The 24,958-nt window shown below is 67.1% G+C and carries 22 protein-coding genes and 1 tRNA gene; 6 read left to right on the top strand and 17 right to left on the bottom strand.

What is annotated here, in order from left to right; genetic code table 11:
- The first annotated feature begins 295 nt into the window (after positions 1-295).
- Complete coding sequence (gene argA / locus AC1DKV_RS35225; protein ID WP_441623162.1) at positions 296-1,747, top strand: amino-acid N-acetyltransferase; 1,452 nt, start codon at positions 296-298, stop codon at positions 1,745-1,747.
- 111 nt (positions 1,748-1,858) lie between these two features.
- Complete coding sequence (locus AC1DKV_RS35220; RefSeq protein WP_441623161.1) at positions 1,859-2,134, top strand: oxidative damage protection protein; 276 nt, start codon at positions 1,859-1,861, stop codon at positions 2,132-2,134.
- Positions 2,135-2,242: 108 nt separating this feature from the next.
- Here the strand turns inward: AC1DKV_RS35220 and rpiA are convergent, their stop codons facing one another.
- Complete coding sequence (rpiA, locus tag AC1DKV_RS35215) at positions 2,243-2,929, bottom strand: ribose-5-phosphate isomerase RpiA (RefSeq protein ID WP_441623159.1); 687 nt, start codon at positions 2,927-2,929, stop codon at positions 2,243-2,245.
- Between the two features lie 257 nt (positions 2,930-3,186).
- On the opposite strand from rpiA, the gene tal reads away from it, so the two are divergent.
- On the top strand, positions 3,187-4,125 hold the full coding sequence (tal, locus tag AC1DKV_RS35210) for a transaldolase (RefSeq protein WP_477139158.1): 939 nt from the start codon (positions 3,187-3,189) through the stop codon (positions 4,123-4,125).
- A 66-nt stretch (positions 4,126-4,191) separates the two neighbouring features.
- Here tal and AC1DKV_RS35205 read toward each other — a convergent pair whose 3' ends face one another.
- The 3 genes from AC1DKV_RS35205 to rnr all read right to left on the bottom strand — a co-directional run bounded on the left by AC1DKV_RS35205 (position 4,192) and on the right by rnr (position 8,347).
- Entirely contained in the window at positions 4,192-4,950 is a 759-nt protein-coding gene (locus tag AC1DKV_RS35205; RefSeq protein WP_441623155.1) for an SIR2 family NAD-dependent protein deacylase, read from the bottom strand.
- A 4-nt stretch (positions 4,951-4,954) separates the two neighbouring features.
- Complete coding sequence (gene rlmB, locus AC1DKV_RS35200; RefSeq protein ID WP_441623153.1) at positions 4,955-5,698, bottom strand: 23S rRNA (guanosine(2251)-2'-O)-methyltransferase RlmB; 744 nt, start codon at positions 5,696-5,698, stop codon at positions 4,955-4,957.
- A gap of 72 nt (positions 5,699-5,770) precedes the next feature.
- Entirely contained in the window at positions 5,771-8,347 is a 2,577-nt protein-coding gene (rnr, locus tag AC1DKV_RS35195) for a ribonuclease R (protein WP_441623151.1), read from the bottom strand.
- Between the two features lie 68 nt (positions 8,348-8,415).
- Between rnr and AC1DKV_RS35190 the strand changes: the two genes are divergently transcribed.
- The 3 genes from AC1DKV_RS35190 (at position 8,416) to AC1DKV_RS35180 (ending at position 10,242) form a co-directional block, all read left to right on the top strand.
- Positions 8,416-8,502 (top strand) — tRNA-Leu (locus AC1DKV_RS35190).
- A gap of 545 nt (positions 8,503-9,047) precedes the next feature.
- Positions 9,048-9,485: an Rrf2 family transcriptional regulator gene (locus AC1DKV_RS35185; RefSeq protein WP_441623149.1), complete on the top strand. Its 438-nt coding sequence runs from the start codon at positions 9,048-9,050 to the stop codon at positions 9,483-9,485.
- A 145-nt stretch (positions 9,486-9,630) separates the two neighbouring features.
- A complete protein-coding gene (locus tag AC1DKV_RS35180; RefSeq protein ID WP_441623147.1) occupies positions 9,631-10,242 on the top strand; it encodes an NAD(P)-dependent oxidoreductase in 612 nt (203 codons plus the stop codon).
- A 28-nt stretch (positions 10,243-10,270) separates the two neighbouring features.
- Here AC1DKV_RS35180 and AC1DKV_RS35175 read toward each other — a convergent pair whose 3' ends face one another.
- The 13 genes from AC1DKV_RS35175 to AC1DKV_RS35115 form a co-directional block, all read right to left on the bottom strand.
- The gene (locus AC1DKV_RS35175) at positions 10,271-10,831 is read right to left on the bottom strand and encodes a phosphoribosyltransferase (protein WP_441623145.1); all 561 of its coding nucleotides are present in this window, start codon (positions 10,829-10,831) and stop codon (positions 10,271-10,273) included.
- 133 nt (positions 10,832-10,964) lie between these two features.
- On the bottom strand, positions 10,965-12,305 hold the full coding sequence (locus AC1DKV_RS35170) for an adenylosuccinate synthase (protein ID WP_441623144.1): 1,341 nt from the start codon (positions 12,303-12,305) through the stop codon (positions 10,965-10,967).
- Between the two features lie 113 nt (positions 12,306-12,418).
- On the bottom strand, positions 12,419-13,582 hold the full coding sequence (locus AC1DKV_RS35165) for an ATP phosphoribosyltransferase regulatory subunit (RefSeq protein ID WP_441623142.1): 1,164 nt from the start codon (positions 13,580-13,582) through the stop codon (positions 12,419-12,421).
- A gap of 284 nt (positions 13,583-13,866) precedes the next feature.
- Complete coding sequence (hflC, locus tag AC1DKV_RS35160) at positions 13,867-14,775, bottom strand: protease modulator HflC (RefSeq protein ID WP_441643568.1); 909 nt, start codon at positions 14,773-14,775, stop codon at positions 13,867-13,869.
- Between the two features lie 11 nt (positions 14,776-14,786).
- The gene (hflK, locus tag AC1DKV_RS35155; RefSeq protein ID WP_441623137.1) at positions 14,787-16,175 is read right to left on the bottom strand and encodes an FtsH protease activity modulator HflK; all 1,389 of its coding nucleotides are present in this window, start codon (positions 16,173-16,175) and stop codon (positions 14,787-14,789) included.
- A 104-nt stretch (positions 16,176-16,279) separates the two neighbouring features.
- Positions 16,280-17,536, bottom strand: a complete 1,257-nt coding sequence (hflX, locus tag AC1DKV_RS35150; RefSeq protein ID WP_441623135.1) for a GTPase HflX — start codon at positions 17,534-17,536, stop codon at positions 16,280-16,282.
- 299 nt (positions 17,537-17,835) lie between these two features.
- A complete protein-coding gene (gene hfq, locus AC1DKV_RS35145) occupies positions 17,836-18,075 on the bottom strand; it encodes an RNA chaperone Hfq (protein WP_017229727.1) in 240 nt (79 codons plus the stop codon).
- Between the two features lie 207 nt (positions 18,076-18,282).
- Positions 18,283-19,626 carry a ribosome biogenesis GTPase Der gene (der, locus tag AC1DKV_RS35140; protein WP_441623133.1) on the bottom strand — a complete coding sequence of 448 codons (1,344 nt, stop codon included), beginning with the start codon at positions 19,624-19,626 and terminating at the stop codon, positions 18,283-18,285.
- 226 nt (positions 19,627-19,852) lie between these two features.
- Complete coding sequence (gene bamB, locus AC1DKV_RS35135) at positions 19,853-21,031, bottom strand: outer membrane protein assembly factor BamB (RefSeq protein ID WP_441623131.1); 1,179 nt, start codon at positions 21,029-21,031, stop codon at positions 19,853-19,855.
- A 104-nt stretch (positions 21,032-21,135) separates the two neighbouring features.
- Positions 21,136-21,768, bottom strand: coding sequence for a YfgM family protein (locus tag AC1DKV_RS35130; RefSeq protein ID WP_441623129.1), 633 nt, complete (start codon positions 21,766-21,768; stop codon positions 21,136-21,138).
- A gap of 84 nt (positions 21,769-21,852) precedes the next feature.
- A complete protein-coding gene (hisS, locus tag AC1DKV_RS35125; RefSeq protein WP_441623166.1) occupies positions 21,853-23,133 on the bottom strand; it encodes a histidine--tRNA ligase in 1,281 nt (426 codons plus the stop codon).
- 148 nt (positions 23,134-23,281) lie between these two features.
- Positions 23,282-24,583 (bottom strand): flavodoxin-dependent (E)-4-hydroxy-3-methylbut-2-enyl-diphosphate synthase, encoded by a 1,302-nt coding sequence (gene ispG / locus AC1DKV_RS35120; protein WP_441623128.1) that lies wholly within the window; start codon positions 24,581-24,583, stop codon positions 23,282-23,284.
- Between the two features lie 61 nt (positions 24,584-24,644).
- On the bottom strand, positions 24,645-24,958 hold a 314-nt coding region (locus AC1DKV_RS35115; protein WP_477139157.1), incomplete at its 5' end, for a DUF4115 domain-containing protein.

Below are 24,958 nucleotides of genomic sequence, written 5' to 3'. Positions count from 1 at the left end.
GGCGCAGCCTGGGCGGCTTGCGCGGCGGGGGCGCCCGCGACCGTGCCGGCCGGCGGTGGCCGGCGCCCGTCACGGCGCGCCGGCGGGCGATTCTGCGTGCCGGCGGCCGCAACGGAGCCGGAAGCGACACCCGGATTGCCAGGCTGGCGGCCCTGCTTGGCGGCAGGCGGGGCCGGCGTCTGGACGGGGGATGGGGCGGCCTTGGGCGCGGGCCGGCCGGCATCGGTTTTCCGATCCGGCGGCAAAGGTTTGGCGGGGCGTTGTGCTGACATTGGCCGGGATTATAATCCGCGGCATGAATGCAAGAACCGACACGCCAGCCGACGCGCCCGCGCCGTCCGAAAAAGACGAGCCCCTGCCCGTTCCCGCCCCTGCCGCGCACCTCGTCGCGCCCCTCGACGTGCCCGCCCCGGCCGCCGAGCCGGTCGAGCGAAGCGGCCCCGACCACCAGCAGTTCGTCGACTGGCTGCGCGCGGTCGCCCCGTATATCCACGCGTTTCGCGGCAAGACCTTCGTCATCGCCTTCGCCGGCGAACTGGTCAAGGCCGGCACGCTCAACGCGCTCGTCAACGACGTGGCGTTGCTGCACGCCATGGGCATGCAGATCGTGCTGGTGCACGGCTCGCGCCCGCAGGTGGAAGAGCAACTGGCGCTGCGCCACGTCGAGTCGCAATTCGCCGCCGGCGTGCGCATCACCGACAACGCCGCGCTCGAATGCGCCAAGGAAGCCGCCGGCGAACTGCGCCTGGACATCGAGGCCGCCTTCAGCCAGGGCCTGCCCAACACACCCATGGCCGGCGCCCAGCTCTCGGTGATTTCGGGCAATTTCGTTACCGCGCGCCCGGTCGGCATTGTCGAAGGCGTGGACTACCAGCACACCGGCCTGGTGCGCAAGATCGACGGCGAATCGGTGCGCATGTCGCTCTCGCACGGCAAGGTGGTGCTGCTTTCGCCGCTTGGTTTCTCGCCCACCGGCCAGGCCTTCAACCTGTCGATGGAAGACGTGGCCAGCGCCACCGCCACCGCCATCAAGGCCGACAAGCTGGTCTTCATCACCGAAGTGCCCGGCGTGCAGGACGCGTCCGGCAGGATGATGCCGGAAATGTCGCTGCGCACCGCCGTCGAGCGACTGCAGAACAACCACCTGCCGCCCGAGGTGGCCTATTACCTGGAACACCTGGTCAAGGCCCTCAAGGGCGGCGTGCCGCGCGCGCACCTGATCCCGTTCGAGCTGGACGGCTCGGTGCTGCTGGAGCTGTTCCTGCACGACGGCGTCGGCACCATGATTTCCGACACCGACCTGGAAAGCCTGCGCGAAGCCACGCTGGACGACGTCGGCGGCATCCTGCAGCTGATCGCCCCGCTCGAGCAGGACGGCACGCTGGTGCCGCGCGGGCGCCACCTGATCGAGCGCGACATCGCCAACTTCTCGGTGATCGAGCACGACGGCGTGCTGTTCGGCTGCGCCGCGCTCTACCCGTATTCGCGCGAGGGCATGGCCGAAATGGCCTGCCTCACGGTATCGTCAGAGGCGCAAGGCACCGGCGACGGCGAGCGCCTGCTCAAGCGCATCGAGCGCCGTGCCCGCAGCCTCGGCCTGGATCGCCTGTTCGTGCTTACCACCCGCACCGAGCACTGGTTCCTCAAGCGCGGCTTCGTGCACGCCAACGTGGACGACCTGCCCGAAGACAAGCGCAAGCTGTACAACTGGCAACGCAAGTCGATGGTGCTGATGAAAAAACTGTGACGCCGGTGGGGGTAGCCTGAAGGCTCGCCCCGGCTTCGTTACAATAGCGCCACCGCAACGGCCGGCCGTTTCGCCGCGCCGGCTACATCACACGACAACAAGGAGTTCCCCATGGCCCGCATGGTTCAATGCGTCAAGCTCAACAAGGAAGCCGAAGGGCTCGACCTGCCGCCGCTGCCTGGCGAACTCGGCAAGAAGATCTGGCAGACCGTGTCCAAGGAAGCCTGGGCTGGCTGGCTCAAGCACCAGACCATGCTGATCAATGAAAACCGCCTCAACATGGCCGATACGCGCGCGCGCCAGTACCTGCTCAAGCAGACCGAGAAGTATTTCTTCGGCGAAGGCGCCGACCAGGCCCAGGGCTACGTGCCGCCGCCGCAGGCGTAATGTGCCTGGCGCGCGGCCTGGTGCCGCGCCCGGGAATAAAAAAGGGTGCCTCTCGCGGCACCCTTTTTCGTTCCGGCGCGCCCCGTGCGGGGCCGTCGCAGCCCAGCGTCAGTAGTCGCTGCGCTTGACGCCCTCCGGCGTGCCCAGCAGCAGCACGTCCGCGCCGCGCAGCGCGAACAGGCCGACCGTCACCACGCCCGGCACCTGGTTGATCGAGGCCTCCAGCGCCTTCGGATCGGTGATCTTCAGGCCGCTGACGTCCAGGATCACGTTGCCGTTGTCGGTCTTGAAGATGCCGCCTTCCTTGGTCATGCGCAGGCGCGGCTGGCCGCCGAACGCCGCCAGCTTGCGCGCTACCGCCGCGCGTGCCATCGGAATCACTTCCACCGGCAGCGGGAATGCGCCCATCACGTCGACCAGCTTGCTGCCATCGGCGATGCACACAAAGCGCTGCGCCACCGAGGCCACGATCTTCTCGCGCGTCAGCGCGCCGCCGCCGCCCTTGATCATGGCGCCGCTGGCGTCGATCTCGTCGGCACCGTCCACGTACACGGGGATTTCATCGACCTCGTTCAGGTCCAGCACCTTGAAGCCATGCTGCTGCAGGCGGCGGGTGGAAGCTTCCGAGCTGGAAACCGCGCCGGCAAAGCGCTCCTTGAACGCCGCCACCGCATCGATAAAGAGGTTGGCCGTGGAGCCCGTGCCAACGCCGAGCACGGCACCAGCCGGCACTTCCTTCTCGACATAGTCCGCCGCGGCTTGCGCCACCAGCGCCTTCAGTTCATCCTGATTCATGACAACAGCCCGTCTGCTTTTGGGGGAAACCGCATAGTGTACCGGATTGCCGTGGCATCGCCGGAGGCGCCACCGGCCGGCGGTACAATGGCTTCGAGACCGGCGGCGGACCGCATGAAAGCATCCCGCGCGCCGGCCACCGCATTGCGCTCTGCGCCGCCCTCCCCTGCCGGGGAAGGCAACGATGTACAGCGACGCCCGCGGCCAGGCACACCGGCCCGGCGTCATCACCAACCTCTACCAGCAACTCACCGACCATGAACCAGCTCGATCAGCTCAAGCAGTTCACCACCGTAGTGGCGGACACCGGCGACTTCCAGTTGATGAAGCAGTACACGCCGCAAGACGCCACCACCAACCCGTCCCTGATCCTCAAGGCCGTGCAGAAGGCCGAGTACCGCCCGCTGCTGGACCGCGCCGTGCGCGACAACGACGGCATCGACGCCGTCATGGACGCCTTGCTGATCGGCTTCGGCTGCGAGATCCTGGCCATCGTGCCCGGCCGTGTGTCCACCGAGGTCGATGCCCGCCTGTCCTTCAACACGGAAGCCACCCTGGCCAAGGCCCGCCACCTGATCTCGCTGTACGAGCAGCGCGGCATGGCGCGCGAACGCGTGCTGATCAAGATCGCCTCCACCTGGGAGGGCATCCGCGCCGCCGAGGTGCTGCAGCGCGAAGGCATCCGCTGCAATATGACGCTGCTGTTCTCGCTGGCCCAGGCCGTGGCCTGCGCCGAAGCCGGCGCGCAACTCATCTCGCCCTTCGTCGGCCGCATTCTCGACTGGCACAAGAAGCAGGCCGGCGACAACTGGGATGTTGCCGCCAATGCCGGCGACAACGACCCCGGCGTGCGCTCGGTGCGCCAGATCTACGACTACTACAAGAAGTTCGGCCACCCCACCGAAGTGATGGGCGCCAGCTTCCGCAGCACCGAGCAGATCCTCTCGCTGGCCGGTTGCGACCTGCTGACCATCAGCCCGGACCTGCTCGAGAAACTCGCCGCCACCGCAGGCACGGTCGAGCGCAAGCTGTCGGTCGACCAGGCCCAGGCCGCCAATATCGCCCGCATCGAATGCAGCGAAGCGGCCTTCCGCTGGCAGTTGAACGAGGACCAGATGGCCACGGAGAAGCTGTCCGACGGCATCCGCCTGTTCGCAGCGGATGCGGTCAAGCTGGAAGCGCTGATCGCGGGCTAGCCTCCCGCTCACCCAGCTCCCGTTCACACCGGGATGGTCCCTGCGCAATCGGCGGGACCATCCGGTTCAGGATCGGGCCGGCACGGATCCGTCCCACAGCTGCGGCAGCACCACGCCCGCCGGTCCGCGCAGCACGATATCGGCGGTCTGGTCCAGCGCCGAGGGCTCGGGATTGACCACGATGACCTGCGCGCCGTGGTCCTTGGCGATGCCGGGCAGGCCGGCGGCCGGGTACACCAGGCCGGAGGTGCCCACCACCAGGCAGCAATCGCAGGTCTCGGCCGCGTGCTCGGCGCGATAGCGCGCCACGCGCGGCAGGTCCTCGCCGAACCACACCACGCCGGGACGCATCATGGCGCCGCACAGGTTGCAGCGCGGCGGCATGCCGGGAATGGCCGTGGCCGGGTCGCAGCGGCCGCAGCCGTCCAGCCATTTGTTGGCGAACAGGTTGCCGTGCAGTTCGATCACATCGCGGCTGCCGGCGCGCTGGTGCAGGCCGTCGACGTTTTGCGTGACCAGGGTGAGGTTTCTTTGCGCCGCGAGCGCGGCCAGCGCGAAATGCGCGGGGTTCGGATGGGTGGCCGCGACCAGCTCGCGCCGGTGCAGGTACCACTCCCAGACCAGCGCGGGCTGGCGCCGGTAAGCGTCTTCCTGCGCCAGTTCCTCCGGATTGAAACGTGACCAGAGGCCGGTCATGGCATCGCGGAAGGTCGGAACGCCCGACTCGGCCGAGACGCCGGCGCCGGTCAGCACCATGATGCTGCCGGCTCCGGCGATCAGGCCGCGCGCGGCCGCCAGAGAAGGCGCATCGATTTCCGCGGCCATGGGCTCAGCGCGGCAGGCGGCGCTGGCGCACCGCTTCATACAGGCACACGCCGCTGGCCACGGAGACGTTCAGGCTCTCCACGCCGCCGGCCATGGGAATGCCGACCAGTTCGTCGCAAGTCTCGCGCGTGAGGCGACGCATGCCCTCGCCTTCGGCGCCCATGACGAGAGCCATCGGACCCTTGAGGTCGACGTCGTAGACGGTCTTGTCGGCGCCGTCAGCCGTGCCGATCACCCAGATGCCGCGCTCCTGCAATTCGCGCAGGGTGCGCGCCAGGTTGGTGACGGTGATGTAGGGAACGGTCTCGGCCGCACCGCTGGCGACCTTGGCCACGGTGGTGTTGAGGCCCACGCTGCGGTCCTTGGGGGCGATCACGGCATGCGCGCCGGCACCATCGGCCACGCGCAGGCAGGCGCCCAGGTTGTGCGGGTCGGTGACGCCGTCCAGCACCAGCAGCAGCGGCGTGCCTTCGATGCCATCCAGCAGTTCGTCGAGATTGAGTGCCAGCGCCACGTCTTCGGCGCGGGCCACCACGCCCTGGTGGCGATCGGTGCCGGCCATGCCGCGCAGGCGCTCTGCGTCCACCGGATGCAGGCGCACATTGAGGCTTTCGGCAAGCCGGATGAAGTCCTGCATGCGGCGGTCACGCCGCGCGGATTCTACATAGACATCGGTGACGCCCGCGGCGTCCTGGCGCAGGCGCGCGGTGACGGCGTGAAAGCCGATCAGGAGTTTTTGTTTAGCCATGGCGGGATTGTACCCGCCGGGCCTTGCCGCGTGTCCAGAGCGGGGGAACCGGTTGCGGCTCCCCCCGCCACCTCAGCGCTTGCGCGCGGCGCGGCTGCTCTTGCCGGCCGGCTTGCCGCCGCCCTTGGGACCCGACCCGAGATGGGCCGGCTTGGGCTTGGCGGCGCGCTTGGCCGGCTTGCCGCCCTGGCCGATACGCGTCTTGACGGGCGTGATGACGGCCTCGAACACCGGCTGTTCTTCGATCACGCGGTCGAGCGTTTCGTCGAACGATTCTTCCGGCTTGGAGGTGCCGCCCAGCAGCGCCGCCAGCTGGCGGCCCTTCTTGCGCGCCGGCACGGCGTGCGCGGCGGGCACGCGCGGCTGCGCCTCGGTGACCGGCGCACGGGCACGCAGGTTCTTGGCCGACGGTTCCTGCACCAGGCGGAAGTCGATCTTGCGAGCATCCAGGTCCACGCGCGAAACCTGCACGCGCACGCGGTCGGTCAGGCGGTAGCGGATGCCGGTGCGCTCGCCGCGCAGTTCGTTGCGCGCTTCGTCGTACTGGAAGTAGTCGCTGCCCAGCTCGGTAACGTGGACCAGGCCTTCCACATACAGCTCGTCGAGCTGCACGAAGATGCCGAAGGAGGTCACCGAGCTGATGGTGCCGGAGTACTCGCTGCCGAGCTTGTCGCGCATGAAGTAGCACTTGAGCCAGGCTTCCACGTCGCGCGAGGCTTCGTCGGCGCGGCGCTCGTTGGCCGAGCAGTGCAGGCCGAGCTCGTCCCAGATGGCTTCGTTGCGCTTGGCGCGCGCCGCGCTCTGTTCGGCCTTGGCCGCGGCGTCCTTGGCCTGCATGCGGCGGGCCTTGGGCGCGATGGCGGTATTCAGCGCCGTGCCGGGGGCGAACGCCGGCTGGTACTTGGTGTGCGCCAGCACGGCCTTGATGGCGCGGTGGACCAGCAAGTCAGGGTAGCGGCGGATCGGGCTGGTGAAGTGGGCGTAGGCCTCGTACGACAAGCCGAAGTGGCCGATATTGTCCGGGCTGTAGACCGCCTGCTGCATCGAGCGCAGCAGCATGGTCTGCAGCATGGGCGCGTCGGGACGGCTCTTGATCTTGTCCATCACGTCGGCGTAGTCGGCCGCCTGCGGCTTGTCGCCGCCGGCCAGCGACAGCCCCACGGTCCTGAGGAACTCGCGCAGGTTCTTGAGCTTTTCCTCGCTCGGCCCCGCGTGGATGCGATACAGCGTGGGGTGCTTGAAACGCTCGAGAAAATCGGCCGCGCATACGTTGGCGGCCAGCATGCATTCCTCGATCAGGCGGTGCGCGTCGTTGCGGGTGCGCGGCAGGATCTGCTCGATCTTGCCCTGCGCATTGCAGACGATATAGGTCTCGGTGGTGTCGAAGTCGATCGCGCCACGCTCGCGGCGGGACTTGAGCAGGACCTGGAACAGCTCGTACAGGTTCTGCAGGTGCGGCACCAGGTCGGCGCGCTTGTGCGCCTCCGGGCCCTTGGTGTTGGAGAGCACGGCCCAGACCTCGTTATAGGTCAGGCGTGCCGCCGAGTGCATCACGGCCGGGTAGAACTGGTAGGCCTTGAGCTCGCCCTTGGCGGTGATGACCGCATCGCACACCATGCACAGGCGGTCCACCTGCGGGTTGAGCGAGCACAGCCCGTTGGAGAGCTTCTCCGGCAACATCGGGATCACGCGGCGCGGGAAATACACCGACGTGGCGCGGTCCAGCGCATCGGCATCGAGCGGCGTGCCGGGGCGCACGTAGTGCGACACGTCGGCGATCGCCACCACCAGGCGCCAGCCCTTGGCACGCCCGATCTTGACCGGCTCGCAGTAGACCGCGTCGTCGAAGTCGCGTGCGTCTTCGCCATCGATGGTCACCAGCGGCACGTCGCGCAGGTCAATGCGGTGGTCGAGGTCGGATTCGCGCACCGTGTCCGGCAGCGCGGCGGCTTCCTTGGCGCACGCATCGGAGAAGGCATGCGGCACGCCGTACTTGCGCACGGCGATCTCGATCTCCATGCCGGGATCGTCGATGTCGCCCAGCACTTCCACCACGCGGCCCACCGGCTGCACGTAGCGGTCGGGATAGTCGATGATTTCCACGCTGACCACCTGCCCCACGCGCGCCTTGCCCTGCGCCTTGGGCGGAATCAGGATGTCCTGGCTGATGCGCTTGTCTTCCGGCGCCACCACCAGCACCCCGCCTTCACTGAGCAGGCGGCCGATCACGTAGCGGTTGGCGCGTTCGATGATCTCGACGATCTGGCCTTCGGGCCGGCCGCGCCGGTCGTAGCCGATCACGCGCACCTGGGCGCGGTCGTTGTGCATCGCCTTCTGCAGTTCGCGCTCGGGCAGGAAAATATCGTCGTCGCCGTCGTCGCGGATCAGGAAGCCGAAACCATCGCGGTGGCCCTGCACGCGTCCGACCACGAAGTTGGGCTGGTGGGCCAGCTCGTAGCGGCCCTTGCGGTTGAGTTCGATCTGGCCGTCGCGCTCCATGGCGGCGAGGCGTTTCTGGAATCCGTCGTGTTCCTTGCGCGTGACGGCGAGCGCCTTGGCAATGTCGCCAGCCGACAGGGGCGACCCGGACGTCCTCAGGACGCCGAGGATTTCTTCCCGGCTAGGGATCGGATAGTTATTTTGATTCAATTTTATAGATAGTATTTGACAAACGTATTGCGGTCGCTATAATGAGCGCTTCTGTTGTTTCGACGCCCGCCCAGGTGGCGAAATTGGTAGACGCACTAGGTTCAGGTCCTAGCGGTGGCAACACTGTGGAGGTTCGAGTCCTCTCCTGGGCACCAGATCAAACGGGAAACCCGCAGCGCTTTCGAGCCTTGCGGGTTTTTTGTTTTCCGGCGTCTGATCTGACAACTTGCTGCTCCCGATTCGATATTTTCGATTTGCGCGACCGCGCGACCGCGCGACCAATCAATATAAACACAGCGGCGGTTCGCGGCGTATGCCTCGCCGCCCTCAGGCGGCCCTGTCACAGGGCCCGGCGTTCACACGAACCACCAGGGCGCGGCCCGGGCGAAAACCACCGCCAACCGACCGCCAACCGACCGCCTTTCGCGCCGACTGCTGCGCTGCGGGTGAGTGTATCAGTTTCAGTGCCGATACCGGCATTCTTCCGCCACGCGCGCGTCCAAATGTCGTGTTTCCCGAAGATTTCCCGCGATTTTCGCCATGAACCGCACTGTTTATGCCCAAGCGCATCTCCAGCCGTGCATCCGCTATTCGGCCTGGACACCCTCCTTGCCGCGACGCCGTCCGCCTGCCAGATAATCGGCAGCTTGACAGTCGGCGGTATCTGTAACTATCATGGTTTCACATTGCATCACTAACCATGACCACCAGTAGCCGCTTCGCCGTTGCCGTTCATATCCTCACCTTGCTGGCCAGCGCCGACGAGCCCTTGCCGTCGTCCCTGATCGCGGGCAGCGTGGGCACCAACCCGGCGCTGATCCGCCGGCTGGTGGGCCAGCTGGCCGAGGCCGGACTGGTGAGCACCGCGATGGGCAGCACCGGCGGCGCCTCGCTGGCGCGCGCGGCGGCGTCGATCACCTTGCTCGACGTGTTCCGCGCGGTGGAATCGACCGCGCTGATCACGCTGCACCACAGCGCGCCCAACCCGGCGTGCATGGTGGGCCGGGAAATCACGGGTGCGCTGAAGCAGGCCGCCGACCACGCGCAGGCGGCAATGGACAGCGCGCTGGCACAGACCACCATCGCCGGCATGCTGGCGGAGGTGGAGCGTGCCGCCGCGGAGCGCCGCAAGCGCTGATTTTTTTGACCTGATGTGTAACCAAATCAGTTTCACATCAGCCCCATGCTCGCGCCAGCCGCGGGCATGCCCTGCCGCGATCGCCGCACTGGCGATGCAGCCGGGCTAAAGTAACCAGGCTATACAGCCAAGCAAGGAGTTAAAGATGAAAATCGCAATCATCGGCGCCACCGGTCGCGTCGGCACCCGCCTGATCGATGAGGCCCTGCGCCGCGGCCACGCAGTGACCGCCGTCGCACGCCAGGCCGGGAAGCTCCCGGCGCAACCGAACCTCACCGCCCGCAACGCCGACGTGGCGGACACCGGGGCGCTGGCCGCGGCGATCGCCGGCAGCGACGTGGTCATCAGCACGGTGCGCTTCCTGCAGGCAAGCGCCGCGCAGATCGTCGGTGCGGTAAAGGCGGCGGGCGTGCCGCGCCTGCTGGTGGTGGGCGGCGCCGGCAGCCTGTTGGTGGCGCCCGGCGTGCAACTGGTGGATACCCCCCAGTTCCCCGAGGCATACAAGGCGGAAGCCCTGGCCGGACGCGACTTCCTCGCGGCCCTGCGCACCGAGAGCGCGCTCGACTGGACCTTCCTCTCCCCGGCGGCGCTGTTCGAGCCGGGCACCCGCACCGGCAGCTGGCGCACGGGCGAGGAAACGCTGATGTCCGATGCCTCGGGCAAGAGCTGGATCTCGATGGAAGACTACGCCACCGCCATGATCGACGAGGTGGAAAAGCCCGCACACTCTCGCCAGCGCTACACGGTGGCGTACTGACCGGGCCCGCGCCCGGCGTCCTGCCTGCTCAGCCCGCGCTGCCGTCGGTGGCGTGCTTGCCGCGCTTGAGCCAGGCCGCGAGGTTGTGCGGGCGCAGGGTGTCGTACTCTTCGAACGGCTGGTGGATCCAGGGATTGGTCGGCAGGAAGGTCACGTGGTAGTCCGGCTTGACCTTGGAGCAGGCCTTGTACCAGAGCACCGAGGAGCGGACTTCCGTCACGGCGGGATAGCGCTCCTTCAGGTGGCGGCCCACGCGCTCCAGCGTCACGCCGGAATCCACCAGGTCGTCCACCAGCAGGATCTTGCCCGACAGCTCGCCGCGGGTCATGGTGATGTACTGAGCGATATCCAGGTCGCCCTGCTGCGTGCCGGCCGCTTCGCGATAGCTGCTGGTGGCGAGGATGGCCAGGGGCACGTCGAAAATGCGCGACATCTGGTCGCCGACGCGCAAGCCGCCACGCGCCAGGCACAGGATCTTGTCGAACTTCCAGCCCGACTCATGGACGTTCAGTGCGAGGCGTGCGATCAGGCTGTGGTATTCGTCCCACGAGATCCACAGGTTCTCGTCGTCGTTCGATGGCAGGGTCATGATTTTCCAGCTCTTCGGCTTGAGGTCTGTCGACCGATAATGTTTCGGCCCGCTTGCGCGGGCCGATTTGCTATTGTGCTCTCGACGCCTTGCCGGCGTCATGCCACGGGCGCCCTTGCGGGCGCGCCAGGCGTCAGGCCACGTAGGGGTGGCGCAGGAGGATGGTCTCGTCGCGGTCCGGGCCGGTCGAGATCATGTCGATCGGGATGCCGACCACTTCTTCGATGCGCTTGAGGTAGGTGCGCGCCTGTTCCGGCAGTGCATCCCAGGCCTTCACGCCGAAGGTGGACTCGTTCCAGCCCGGGAACTCCTCGTACACCGGCACGCAGCGCGCCACCGCATCCGAGCCGCGCGGCAGGATGTCGACGGTCTTGCCGTCCAGCTCGTAACCCACGCACAGCTTCAGGGTTTCCAGGCCATCCAGCACGTCGAGCTTGGTCATGCACAGGCCCGACACGCCGTTGATCTGCACCGAGCGCTTGAGCGCGGCGGCATCGAGCCAGCCGGTGCGGCGCGGACGGCCGGTGACCGAGCCGAATTCCTTGCCGACGTTGGCCAGGCGCACGCCCACCGGATCCTGGCGGGCGGGGTTGTCGTTGTCGTACAGCTCGCTGGGGAACGGGCCCGAACCCACGCGGGTGCAGTACGCCTTGGTGATGCCCAGGATGTAGTTCAGGCGGCCCGGGCCGACCCCGGCGCCCGCCGCGGCCGCACCGGCCACGCAGTTGCTGGAAGTGACGAACGGATAGGTGCCGTGGTCGACATCGAGCAGCGTGCCTTGCGCGCCTTCGAACATCAGGTTGTCGCCGGCGGCGTTGACCGCGTACAGCTCGGCGGACACGTCGGCCACCATCGGCGCCAGGCGCGGCGCGTAGGCCAGCATTTCGTCCAGGGTCTGCTGGAAGTCCACCGCTTCGGCGCCCAGGTACTGGGTCAGCATGAAGTTGTGCAGGTCCAGGTTTTCGCGCAGGCGCTCGGCGAACAGCTTGGGATCGAACAGGTCCTGCACGCGCAGCGCGCGGCGGGCTACCTTGTCTTCGTAGGCCGGGCCGATGCCGCGGCCGGTGGTGCCGATCTTGCCGGCGCCGCGGCGCGCTTCGCGCGCCTTGTCGATGGCAACGTGGTACGGCAGGATCAGCGTGGTTGCTTCGGAGATGCGCAGGCGGTTCTGCACCTGCAGGCCGGCGCTTTCCAGTTCTTCGATCTCGCGGAACAGCGCCTCGGGCGACAGCACCACGCCATTGCCGATGTAGCAGACCGTGCCTGCGCGCATGATGCCCGACGGGATCAGTCGCAGGATGGTCTTCTTGCCGCCGATGATGAGGGTGTGGCCCGCATTGTGGCCACCCTGGAACCGCACCACGCCCTTTGCATGATCGGTAAGCCAATCGACGATTTTCCCTTTGCCTTCGTCACCCCACTGGGTGCCGATCACGACGACATTGCGTCCCTGGCTTACTGCAGAAGCGGACATGTTGATTTGGTCAGAAGGTTAAAAACGTATTTTACTCTCGTTGCCGGACAACTCCCCGATTTTGGGGAGATCGGCCTGCAACGCGAAGGAAATGAAACGAGCCGGCGCGGCGCTCAGGCGCCCGCGCGGCGCGGCACCACCGTCCAGCCGCCGGCGTCGCGCACGAGCTGGCGGTCGCAATTGAACTCGTCGAGCTGGTGCGTATGGCCCGGCAGCGACTGGATCACGATCTCGCCCTCGGCGCGCAGCGCGGCGATCTTCGCGCGCAGCTCGGGATCCGCATCCCACGGCGCGAAAATGGCGAATGCCCGCACTTCCAGCGGTGACAGCGCGGCAACTTCGCGCAAATCCAGCGAGAAGCCGGTTGCGGGCCGGGCGCGGCCAAAGGCTTCCCCGACCTTGTCGTAACGGCCACCGCGGGCCACGTAGTTGGGCAGGCCGGCCACGTAGGCGGTGAACATCACGCCGCTGTGGTAGTGGTAGCCGCGCAGGTCGGACAGGTCGATATTGACGCTGGCTCCGTTCACCTCGGCGGCCAGCGCGGCCAGTTCATCCAGCGCGCGCCCGATGGCCGGGCTGGCCGGCAGCGTGGCGCGGGCGCGCTCCAGCACCTCCACCCCGCCATACAGCGTTGGCAGGGCCAGCAGCGCATCGCGCTCGGCTTGCGGCATGCCTTCGGTCAGCTCGCGCAGCGCCGAAACATCCTTGGTCTCGAGCGCGGCGAACAGCGCGTCCTCGATCTTGCGGCTCGACGGCAGGCCGTCGAGCAAGGCTTCCAGGATGCCGGCGTGGCACAGGTCGAGCCGGACATCGGTCAGCCCGGCCACCTGGAGCGCGGCCAGCATCAGGGCCTGGATTTCGACGTCGGCTTCGAGGCCGGCATGGCCGTAGATCTCCGCGCCGACCTGGATCGGCTCGCGCGTCGCGCGAAAACCCGCCGGGCGGGCATGCAGCACATTGCCGGCATAGCACAGGCGGGTCACGCCGGAGCGGTTGAGCAAATGGGCGTCGATCCGGGCCACCTGGGGCGTGATATCGGCGCGCAGGCCCATGGTGCGGCCGGACAGCTGATCCACCAGCTTGAGCGTGCGCAGGTCGAGGTCGTGCCCGGTGCCGGTCAGCAGCGACTCCAGGTACTCCAGCATCGGCGGCATGACGAGCTCGTAGCCGTAGGTGCGGAACAGGTCCAGCATGCGGCGGCGCAGTTCCTCGATCTTGCGGGCCTCCGACGGCAGCACGTCGGCAATGTTTTCAGGCAGAAGCCAGTGGTTGGACATGGTAAATCTCTTCACGTCATGCAGTTGCCGGGCGCCCTTGGTGCACCCGTTGAATTTCGTTCGCGCATTCGTTCGCGCATTCGTTTGCGCATGCGATTGCGCATTCGTTCGCGCAGTCTTCCTCGCCAGCGGCAAGCCGGCTGCCAGTCACCCGGCAGCGCCGCCGTGAGACGGCCGCGACGCCCGCCGCGGCGCGCATCGCCGCCCCTCCAGCCGGACAAAACCCCGGCAAGCCGGGGTTTTGTCCTGGCGCCCGGCGGCCGTGGCCGCCCAGCGTGGCCCTGCTAGCGACGTCCTGCCGCCGGCGCCGCGGCCGGCGCCGGGGCGCCTCCCGCCGAGCGCATATAGCGGAAGAAGTCGGAATTGGGCTCCAGCACCAACACGTCGCGCTTGTCGCGGAAGGTATTCCGGTAAGCCTCCATGCTGCGCCAGAACTGCGCGAACTGCGGATCGCGGCCGAATGCATCGGCGTAGATCTGCGAAGCCTGGGCATCGCCCTCGCCCTTGATCTTCTGCGCGTCGCGGTAGGCCTCGGCCAGCACGACTTCGCGCTGGCGGTCGGCGTCGGCGCGGATCTTCTCGCCTTCGGCCGCGCCGGTGGAACGCAGTTCGTTGGCCACGCGCTTGCGCTCGGCCTCCATGCGGCGGTACACCGATTCGCTGATCGCGGGCAGCAGGTCCACGCGCTTGAGGCGCACGTCGATGATCTCGACGCCGACCGACTGGGCGTAGTCGGCCATGGCCGAGCGGATGTTCTGCATGACCTTGTCGCGCTCGCCGGCGACCACGTCGGCCACGGTGCGCTTGCCGAATTCCTCGCGGGCGACCGAATCGATACGCTGGGTCATGCGATCCTGGGCGCCGCGGATATTGCCGTTGAAGGCAACATAGAACTTGCGCGGATCGACGATGCGCCATTTGACGAACCAGTCCACCACCATGCTCTTCTTCTCGGCGGTCAGGAAACGCTCGGACGCGGTCGCGTCGATGGTCAGCAGGCGGCGGTCCATGAAGATCACGTTCTGCAGCGGCGGCGGCAACTTGAAGTGCAGGCCGGGCTCGCGCACCACCTGCTTGATCTCGCCAAAGGCGAAGACCACGGCGTACTGGCGCTGGTCCACCACGAACACCATCGAGGAGCCGATCGCCAGCAGGATGAAGAGGCCAATGACAATGGAAATCAGTCGGTTCATGTCAGGGCTCCTCAGCGCGAATCGCGGTCACGGTTGCGCAGCAGTTCGCGCGACCGGTTATCGCCGTTGGCCTCGGGCGCGGGCGTGCTGCCGCTGCCGGTGGCGGGAGCCTGCGCGGCGCCGGCGGCCGGCGCGCGCGGATCGGCCTGCACCTGCGACATCAGCTTGTCCAGCGGCAGGTAGAGGAGATTGTTGCCCTGGCGCGAATCCACCAGCACCTTGGTCGAATTGGTATAGATCTGCTGCATGGTTTCAATGTAGAGGCGGTCGCGCGTCACCTGCGGTGCCTTGGCGTACTGCGCCTGGACCTGCTGGAAGCGTGCGGAATCGCCTTCGGCCTGGTTGACCACGCGCGACTTGTAGGCCGACGCTTCTTCGTTCAGGCGCGCGGCCGTGCCCTTGGCGCGCGGGATCACGTCGTTGGCGTAGGCCTGGCCCTCGCTGATGGCGCGCTCGCGGTCCTGGCTGGCCTTGTTGACGTCGTCGAAGGCGGCCTGCACCTGCTCGGGCGGCTGCACGCTCTGCACGTTGACCGAGATCACGCGAATGCCGGTCTTGTAGGCCGACAGGATGGACTGGATCGACTTGGCGAGATTCTGCGCGATCTGCTCGCGGTTCTCGTACAGCACCGCATCCATCTTGTTGCGCCCGACGATCTCGCGCACCGAGGTCTCGGCTGCCTGCGTCACCAGTTCTTCATCGCCGCCGCGGTCGGTCTTGTTGAAGAACAGGAATTCGCTGGCGTCCTGGATGTCGTACTGCACCGTGAAGCGGACGTCGATGATGTTCTCGTCCTGCGTCAGCATGGACGCGTCCTTCAGGTTGCTGTCCTTGATCGAGGTCGAGCGGCCCACTTCCACCGAGCGCACGCTCGACAGGTTGACGATCTCGGCCGACTGGATCGGATACGGCAGGCGCCAGTTGATGCCGGGGCCGGTGGTGTACTTGAACTTGCCGAACTGCAGGATGACCGCGGTCTGACCTTCCTGCACCATGAAGAAGCCGCTGGCCAGCCAGATGCCGATGGCCGCGACCACGACGACGCCGGCACCCACGCCCGAGCCCTTGCCCGGGGTGCGCGCGCCGCCGCCAAAACCCTGGTTGCCGCCGCCACCGTTCTCCTTGCGGCCGAGCAGGCCGTTCAGGCGACGGTTGAAGTCGCGCCAGAGCTCATCCAGGTCGGGCGGGCCGTCCTGGGGTGGACGCTGTTGCTGCTGCCGGTTGTTGTCGCGGCCGTCCTTGTCCTTATCCTTGTCTTCATCATCGCCCCGACCCCAACGTGGATCGTTCAACGACAGGATCGCGCGCAAACGCTGCCAGGCCGTCCGATAGGGGGCGACACCGCTGGCGCGGGCGCCGAAGGCATGGCTCGATTCAGGATTCCGGGGAAACTGGGGCATGAAGTGCACGGGTCCGGGATAGTTGGAACAGGGGGATTCTAACAGTCATCGACGCCACATTTTCCTATTTGGGGCAATCTGGCGCCGATTTCCGCCGAACCGGCTTACAGCGTGTCGGGTTCTTCCGGATCGACGCCGGGCCCGGCATCGGGATCGGCGTCGCCGTGATCGTCCAGGGCATCCTCGAGATGCGCGTGGCCGTCGGAAAAACGCGGATCCAGCGGCGGGCGCTCCGGCGGGCGTTCGGCCAGCCAGCGCGCCGCTTCCACGACGGCCTCGCGCAGGGCGTCCAGGCCGATGCCGTCGCGCGCGCTCACGAACACCCGCACCGGCACGCCTTCTTCGTTGCGCTCCACGCGCGGCCCCTGCTCCAGGAGTTCCGGCGCGGCATCGATCTTGTTCATCACGACGATCTGCGGGATGTCGTCGGCATTGATCTCGGCCAGCACGCGGTTGACCTGCTCGACCTGTTCATGCCGCACCGGGCTGGAGGCGTCCACCACGTGCAGCAGCAGATCGGCGTGCACGGTTTCTTCCAGCGTGGCGCGGAACGCCGCCACCAGCTGCGTGGGCAGGTCGCGGATAAAGCCGACCGTGTCCGAGAGCACCACGTTGCCCAGCCCCTCCAGGTAGAGCCGCCGCGACGTCGTATCGAGCGTGGCGAACAACTGGTCGGCCGCGTACGCGCGCGCCTTGGTCAGCGCGTTGAACAGCGTCGACTTGCCGGCATTGGTATAGCCGACCAGCGAGATGCTCAGCGTATCGTTGCGCGCCCGCGCGCGGCGCTGGGTGCTGTGCTGGCGCTGCAGGCGGGTCAGGTCCGACTTCAGCCGCTTGGCGCGTTCGTCCAGCAGCCGGCGGTCGAGTTCGAGCTGGCGCTCGCCGGGGCCGCCGCGCATGCCGATACCGCCCTTCTGCCGCTCCAGGTGGCTCCAGGCGCGGACCAGCCGCGAAGCCTGGTACTGGACCTGGGCCAGCTCGACCTGCACCTTGCCGACGTGGCTCTGCGCGCGCTGCCCGAAGATGTCCAGGATCAGCCCCGTACGATCGATCACGTGACGCTGCAGGAAGCGCTCGAGATTGCGTTGCTGGGCGGGGCTCAGGGTGTGGTTGAACACCACCACGTCGGCGTCGAGCGCGTCGGCGGCCTCCTTGAGTTCTTCCGCCTTGCCCGAGCCGATGAACAGTGCCGGGTCCGGGCGCGAGCGCCGGCCCGTCAGCATGTGCACAGGCGTGGAGCCGGCGGTCGACGTCAGCAGCGCCAGCTCGCTCAGGCTTTCCTGGAAATCGTGCTTGCCGAAATCGACGCCGACGAGGATGGCGCGGGAAGACTCGGAATTGGAGGTAGCTCTAGATTGCAAACGGGAGGATCGCGGAACGCGATAAAGGAAAACGTAGAAACCGGCCGGGGGCGTGGCTGGTGCCGCGAGGCAAGCGCCTGGCCCGGGAGGTGCCCGATGGCGGAAGGTGTCCGCGGTGGGATGCACCAGGGTGAGGCATTGTCCGCGGCAGACCCATGTTCATGCCTGCGGTACAACCGGATGGCCGGTGTCGTTTTTGGTGTCGAACCGGGATTTCAGGCCCCGGCGCGGCACCGCTTGCGGCGGCCGTGTCGCGCTTGCGACGGGCGGCCGGAAACATCAGAATTTACGGTAAAGGATCAACCCTCGGCCGTATCGTCCACGCGGAAATTCACGGCGCGCGCGGGCACGACGGTGGAGATCGCATGCTTGTAAACCATTTGCGTCACGGTATTGCGCAACAGGACGACGTACTGGTCGAACGACTCGATATTGCCTTGCAGCTTGATGCCATTGACGAGGTAGATTGAAACCGGCACGTGCTCTTTGCGCAGCGCGTTCAGGAACGGGTCTTGTAGCAATTGCCCTTTGTTGCTCATGGCACACTCCAAAATTATAGATTTAGTGATTGATGATGGGGACGTTAATCCCCGATTCAAGTCGAGCGGCGCAAAACCGCGCCAAAAAAGATCAAAACGGTACCAAGCTAGCATCGTCTCGCAGGGAACCCCCTGCTAACGAGAATTTAGCCTCAGTTCCAAACGAACGCAAACGAAACTTGCCCGCCATGGCCCCCGCTGCCCGACTCAATCCTTCGAGTCGGCATATGGGTTTTTGTTCGTACGAAATTCGATGCGCAGCGGCGTGCCCTTGAGCTTGAATGCCGTGCGGAAGCGATTTTCGAGATAGCGCCGATAGCTGTCCGCGACACCCGAGAGCGAGTTCCCGTGCACCACGATGATCGGCGGATTGGAGCCGCCCTGGTGCGCGTAGCGCAGCTTGGGCCGGGTCGCGCCGACGCGCCTGGGTTGCTGGAACTCGACCGCTTCCTGCAGGATGCGCGTGAGCTGCGGCGTGGGCAGCTTGACCATCGCCGCCGCGTAGGCATCGTCCACCGAGCGCAGCAGCGCGCTGATGCCGGTGCGCTCGCGCGCCGACACGAAATGGAAGTTGGCGAAATCCAGGAACTGCAGCTTGCGCTCCAGATCGTGCTTGATGCGGTCGCGGGCATGGCCGTCGAGCCCGTCCCATTTGTTGACGCCGACCACCAGCGCGCGGCCCGACTCCACGATAAAGCCGGCGATATGCGCATCCTGCTCGGAAACGTCCTGCTGCGCGTCGAGCAACAGCACCACCACATTGGCGTCGGCGATCGACTGCAAGGTCTTGACCACCGAGAATTTCTCGATCGCCTCGAACACCTTGCCGCGCTTGCGCAGGCCAGCGGTATCGATCAGCGTGTAAGGCTTGCCGCCGCGCTCGAATTCCACGTAGATCGCGTCGCGCGTGGTGCCGGGCATGTCGAAGGCGATCACGCGCTCTTCGCCGATCAGCGTGTTGACCAGGGTGGACTTGCCCACGTTGGGACGGCCCACGATGGCGATCTTGACGCCGCGCTGGGCGCTGTCCTCTTCCTCGGCCAGTTCGGGACGTTCCTTGACCGCCAGCTCCAGCGCCTCGTCCACCAGTTCGCGCACACCGTCGCCGTGCGTGGACGAGATGGCATAGGGGTCACCCATGCCGAGCTCGTAGAACTCCGCGGCCACGGTGGTGTACTTCATGCCCTCGGCCTTGTTCACGGCCAGCATGACGCGGCGGCCGGTCTTGCGCAGGTAGTCCGCGATCACGCGGTCCTGCGGTGCCAGCCCGAGACGGCCGTCGACGAGGAAGATCACCACGTCGGCCTCGACCACGGCCTGGCGGGTCTGCTTGGCCATCTCGGCCACGATGCCGTCCTTGGCCACCGGCTCGAAGCCGCCGGTATCGATGGCGATGAACGGGCGTTCACCGATGCGGCCTTCGCCGTAGTGACGGTCGCGCGTGAGCCCGGGCAGGTCGGCGACGAGAGCGTCGCGCGAGCGGGTCATGCGGTTGAATAGCGTCGACTTGCCCACATTGGGACGGCCGACCAGAGCGATAACTGGTTTCATGCAATAAACGGAAATGGGGGCCGGCAGATGCCGCCCCCCAGGAACTCCGGAGTGATGTGGGTCCGACGGCCGGGCGCTACGCACCTGGCCACGTTTCCTGTCGGGCAACCGGGCTGGCATTGCAGCCCGGCCTCGTTCACCTGCACGATCCCGCGGACCGTGCTACCGGATTGGCGCAGCCCATGCCGACAGGTGCACGGGCCATCGCCTTCATTGTCGCGGCGCCTCAGTCCGGCACGAAGCCGTAGAGGTTGCCGTCGCGCGTCTGCACCACCAACGATGCGCCCGCCACCACCGGCGCGGCGGTAATCTCGCTGCCGTCGGTCTTCACGCGGGCCACGAACTGGCCGTCTTCGCGCGAGAGGAAATGCACATAGCCATCATAGTCGCCCATCACCACCGAGCGGCCCAGCGCCAGCGGCGTGCCCAGGCGGCGATACAGCAACTGGTCGTTCTTCCAGCGCTCGTTGCCGTTCTGGCGGTCGAACGCATGCACGACCGAGCGTTCGTCGCTGGCGTACAGCGAGCCGTCATCCTGCGCGGGGCCGGTCGGCGACGAGAAATCCTTGCCCCATTGCGGCTGGCCATTGGCCAGTTCCAGGCAGGCCACGCGGCCCTGGAAGGTGGTGGCGCAGACCTGGCGGCCATTGACCATCGGCTGGCCGGTGACGTCGTTGAGCCGTTCGATCTCGGACACGCCCTTCGGATAGGACACCGTGCTTTCCCAGCGCAGCACGCCGTTGCCCGGGGCCAGCACGCCGAGCTTGCCGCCCGGGAAGCCCATCACGATGCCGTCGCCGGCAAACACCATGCCCATCGCCGCGCGCAGGTTGAGCGCGGTCTGCGAGCGCTGGTAGATCCAGCGGCGCTCGCCGGTCTGCGCATCCAGCCCGAGCACGCGCGTGTCGGTGGTGCGCACCACCACCAGGCCGTTGCCGACCAGCGGCGCGGACAGGACCTCGCCGTTGACCTGCTTCTTCCAGAGCTGCTTGCCACTGTTGTCGAAGGCAAACACGGCGCCCTTCTCGCCCGCCACCGCGGTGACGGTGCCGTCGCTGCCGGGACCGCTGGTCAGGTCGATATCGGTCTTGGCCTCCCACAGCGTGCGGCCGGTCGTGCCGTCGAACGCCATCACCTTGCCGCCGTTGGAGGACGCGTAGACCGTGCCGCCGGCCACTGCCGGCTGCAGCGAGTACGGGCCGCTCTTGCCGACGCCGGCCTTCCAGGCCTGGCGCACCGACAAGGTCTGGGTGATCGGCTTGAGTTCGACCGGCGTGCGCTTGTCAGCCTTGCTGAACAGCGAGCAGCCGCCCAGGGTGGCGACACACGCGGAGGCCACCACCAGGGCGCGGACGAAATTGCCGTGTTGCTGGTTCTTGGCCGTGCCGGAAAACAATGACGTCATGAGGTTCCGATCCTGAATTGGGTTGAAACGCGATTTTGCTGGCAGCAGCCGCGCCCGCGCACGGGCGCCCTGCCTGCGGGCCGGAGAGCCGGGCAATGCCGCCCTCAGGCGGTGCCCAGCGCGTCGAGCTTGAACTGGATGATCTGGCGCATGGCCGCATCATTGGCGTTGAGCTTGTCGAGCGCCTGCCGGTACGCCGTGCGCGCGTCGGCACGCTTGTCCTGCGCAGCCAGCAGGTCGCCGCGGCGATCCGCATACAGCGCCGTGAACGGTGCCGGCGGCTCGTCCTTGAGCAGGGCCAGGCCCTGGTCGTAGGCCTTCTCGTCGAGCAGCACGCCGGCCAGGCGCACGCGCGCCAGATAGGCGTATTCGCCGTCGCCGTGGTCGATCGCCCATTGCAGCTGGACCTTGGCGCCGGCCAGGTCGCCCGCATCGTACAGCACCTTGGCGGCCACCAGCGCAGACATGGGGCCATAGGCGGTCTTGCCGAACTTCTGCTCGAGGTCGCCCGCGGCGCGCTTGATGCGCTCCACGTCGCGGCTGTCGGCAGCCTTGACGACCTGCTCGTACAGCAGCGCGGCTTCGCCGGCCTGCTTGCGCTGCCAGTAGTTCCAGCCGCTCCAGGCAGCAAAGGCCAGCAAGCCGGCGATCAGCGCCCAGGTCACGGTGTTGCCGTACTGGCGCCACCAGGCCTTGAGGCTCTCAAGCTGTTCCTGTTCTTCTAGATCGTAAGCCATGTCGAGGGATCCACCCGCGTATGTTTGTATGAGGGGCCGCGCGCGACCCCTGGTCTTGCTGCCCGTGCCGGCGGCCGGGCGCGTTTATTCGCTGGCGCCCACCATGGCGTCGATGATGTGGTCGACCAGCGTTTCCGCCGGCACCGTCACCTGCGCACCGCCGCCCTCGGCCTGCGCGCCCTGGCGCAAATCCTTGACCTGGGCCGTGCCAGCCGCCACTTCATCGTCGCCAATGATAACGGCATAGGCAGCGCCGCTGCCGTCCGCGCGCTTCATCTGCGACTTGAAGCTGCCGCTCTTGCCGTCCGGCGTGGCGTGCAGCAGCACATCGAGGCCGGCATCGCGCAGCCGCTCGGCGGCGATCATGGCCTGCTCCGCAGCCGCCGCGCCCTGGTGCACCAGGTAGACGTCGCAGCCCTCGGCCTCGGGCACCAGCCCTTCCTCGCGGATCAGCTCGATGATGCGCTCGATGCCCATGGCCCAGCCGCAGGCCGGCGCGCCCTTGCCGCCCATCTGCGCGATCAGCGGATCGTAGCGTCCGCCGCCGGCGATGGTGCCTTGCGCGCCAAGCTTGTCGGTGATCCACTCGAACACCGTCAGGTTGTAGTAGTCCAGCCCGCGCACCAGGCGCGGGTTGATCTTGAACGGAATGTTGTTGGCCTTGAGCAGGCGCTGCACGCCTTCGAAGTGGGCCAGCGATTCCTCGCCGAGGAAATCGATCAGCTTGGGCGCGTTGGCCGCCATCTCCTGCAGCGCGGGATTCTTGGTGTCGAGCACGCGCAGCGGGTTGGTGTAGAGACGGCGCTTGCTGTCCTCGTCGAGGATGTCCTGGAAACCTTCCAGGTACTTGATCAGTTCCTCGCGGTGGGCGGCGCGCTCATTGGCCTGGCCCAGCGAGTTCAGCTCCAGGCGCACCCCGACCAGGCCAAGGTCGTCCCACAGGCGCTGGCACATCAGGATGATCTCGGCGTCCACGTCGGGGCCGGCAAAGCCCAGCGCCTCGGCGCCGAGCTGGTGGAACTGGCGGTAACGGCCGCGCTGGGGCCGCTCGTGGCGGAACATCGGGCCGGTGTACCACAGGCGCTTGGGGCCGTCGTACAGCAGGTTGTGCTCGATGGTGGCACGCACCGCGGCGGCGGTGCCTTCCGGGCGCATCGTCAGCTGCTCGCCGTTGAGCGCATCGGTGAAGGAATACATTTCCTTCTCGACGATGTCGGTCACCTCGCCGATACCGCGCACGAACAGCTGCGTATGCTCGACGATCGGCGTGCGGATCTGCTGGTAGCCATAGGCGCGCAGCATGGCGCGCGCGGCGTTCTCGAAATGCTCCCACAGCGGCGCGTCCGCCGGCAGCATGTCGTTCATGCCCTTGACGCCCTGCAAGGCCTTGGCGGCCTTGCCCTTGCTGTCTGCCTTGTTGTCGCCGGCCTTGGCGGCGTCGCCGCCGGCCGCCGGATTCACGGGTTGATTCATCTTCTGTTGTCTTTCCCTGTGGTGCCCTGTCCGCGACGGATCAGGCCGCCACCTCATTGCCTGCGCGCCCGGCATTGCTGCCATAGTGGGAGCGCACATAGTCGTCGACGATCGCCTGGAATTCCTCGGCAATCCGGTCGCCGCGCAAGGTCTTGACCTTGACGCCATCGACGAACACCGGCGCCGCCGGCGATTCGCCCGAGCCCGGCAGCGAGATGCCGATATTGGCATGCTTGCTTTCGCCAGGGCCGTTCACGATGCAGCCCATCACGGCCACGTCCATTTCTTCCACGCCGGGGAATTCGGTCTTCCAGACCGGCATCTGCTCGCGCAGGTAGCTCTGGATGCTGGCCGCCAGTTCCTGGAAGGTGGTGCTGGTGGTGCGGCCGCAACCCGGGCAGGCAATCACCATCGGGGTGAAGTTGCGCAGGCCCATGGTCTGCAGGATTTCCTGCCCCACGTAGACTTCCTTCTCGCGCGGCGCGCCCGGCTCTGGCGTCAGCGAGATGCGGATGGTGTCGCCGATGCCTTCCTGCAGCAGCACCGACAGCGCCGCCGTAGAGGCGACGATGCCCTTGCTGCCCATGCCCGCCTCGGTCAGGCCCAGGTGCAGCGCGTAGTCGCAGCGCTTGGCCAGCTCGCGGTACACGGCGATCAGCTCCTGCACCTGCGAGACCTTGCACGACAGGATGATCTGGTCGCCCGACAGGCCGATTTCCTCGGCCTTTTTCGCCGACTCGATGGCGGAGGTGATCAGCGCCTCGACCATCACGTTCTGCGCCGGCCACGGCTGCGCGCGCCGCGCATTCTCGTCCATGACGCGCGCCAGCAGCGACTGGTCCAGGCTGCCCCAGTTCACGCCGATGCGCACCGGCTTGTTGTAGCGGATGGCCATCTCGATCATCTGCGCGAACTGCGTGTCGCGCTTCGCGCCCTGCCCCACGTTGCCGGGGTTGATGCGGTACTTCGACAGCGCCGCGGCGCACTCGGGATAGTCCTGCAGCAGCTTGTGGCCGTTGTAGTGGAAATCGCCCACCAGCGGCACGTTCACGCCCATGCGATCGAGCTGCTCGCGCACGGCCGGCACCGCGGCGGCGGCCTCGGGCGTGTTCACCGTGATACGCACGATCTCGGAGCCGGCACGCGCCAGTTCCTTGATCTGGATGGCGGTGCCGATGGCATCCACCGTATCGGTGTTGGTCATCGACTGCACGCGCACGGGTGCGCCGCCACCGATGGTGACCACATTGTCGCCCCACACCACGCGCGCCTGGCGCGTCATGCGGCGGGGCAGCGGGCCGGGCAGTACCGGCATACAAGCCTGTTGATCCAGTTGATTCATAGCATTACCACCTTGGCCTTGCCTCGCCCTGCGATTGCGCATGGCTGGAGAAACGGTGTTTTCAGGGCAGCGTCAGGCGCGCCACGTTGTTGCGGTTGGCAGCCGCCAGATCGACCGGCGCGCCATTGCGGGTGAGCGACTCGACCCCCTTCACATTGCCGATCACCACCTTGTAGGGTGGCGTGCCGCCGCCGCTGAGGTCCTGGCCGGCGCGCGCGGTGCCGCCCAGCACGACCTTGCCGCTGCGGTCGCGAATCTCGTACCAGGTGTCGGACGCGAAGCGGATGCGCAGCTCGCCGTTGCCCGCGGCCGCGGGTGCCGCGGGCGCCGCGGCCACCGGGGCTGGCGTGGCCGCCACGACGGCAGGCACGGCCG

The sequence above is a fragment of the Cupriavidus sp. 05T41 genome, from assembly GCF_056396525.1.
Note: the sequence above shows the minus strand (reverse complement) of the source record. Positions and strands in the feature narration are given on the sequence as shown.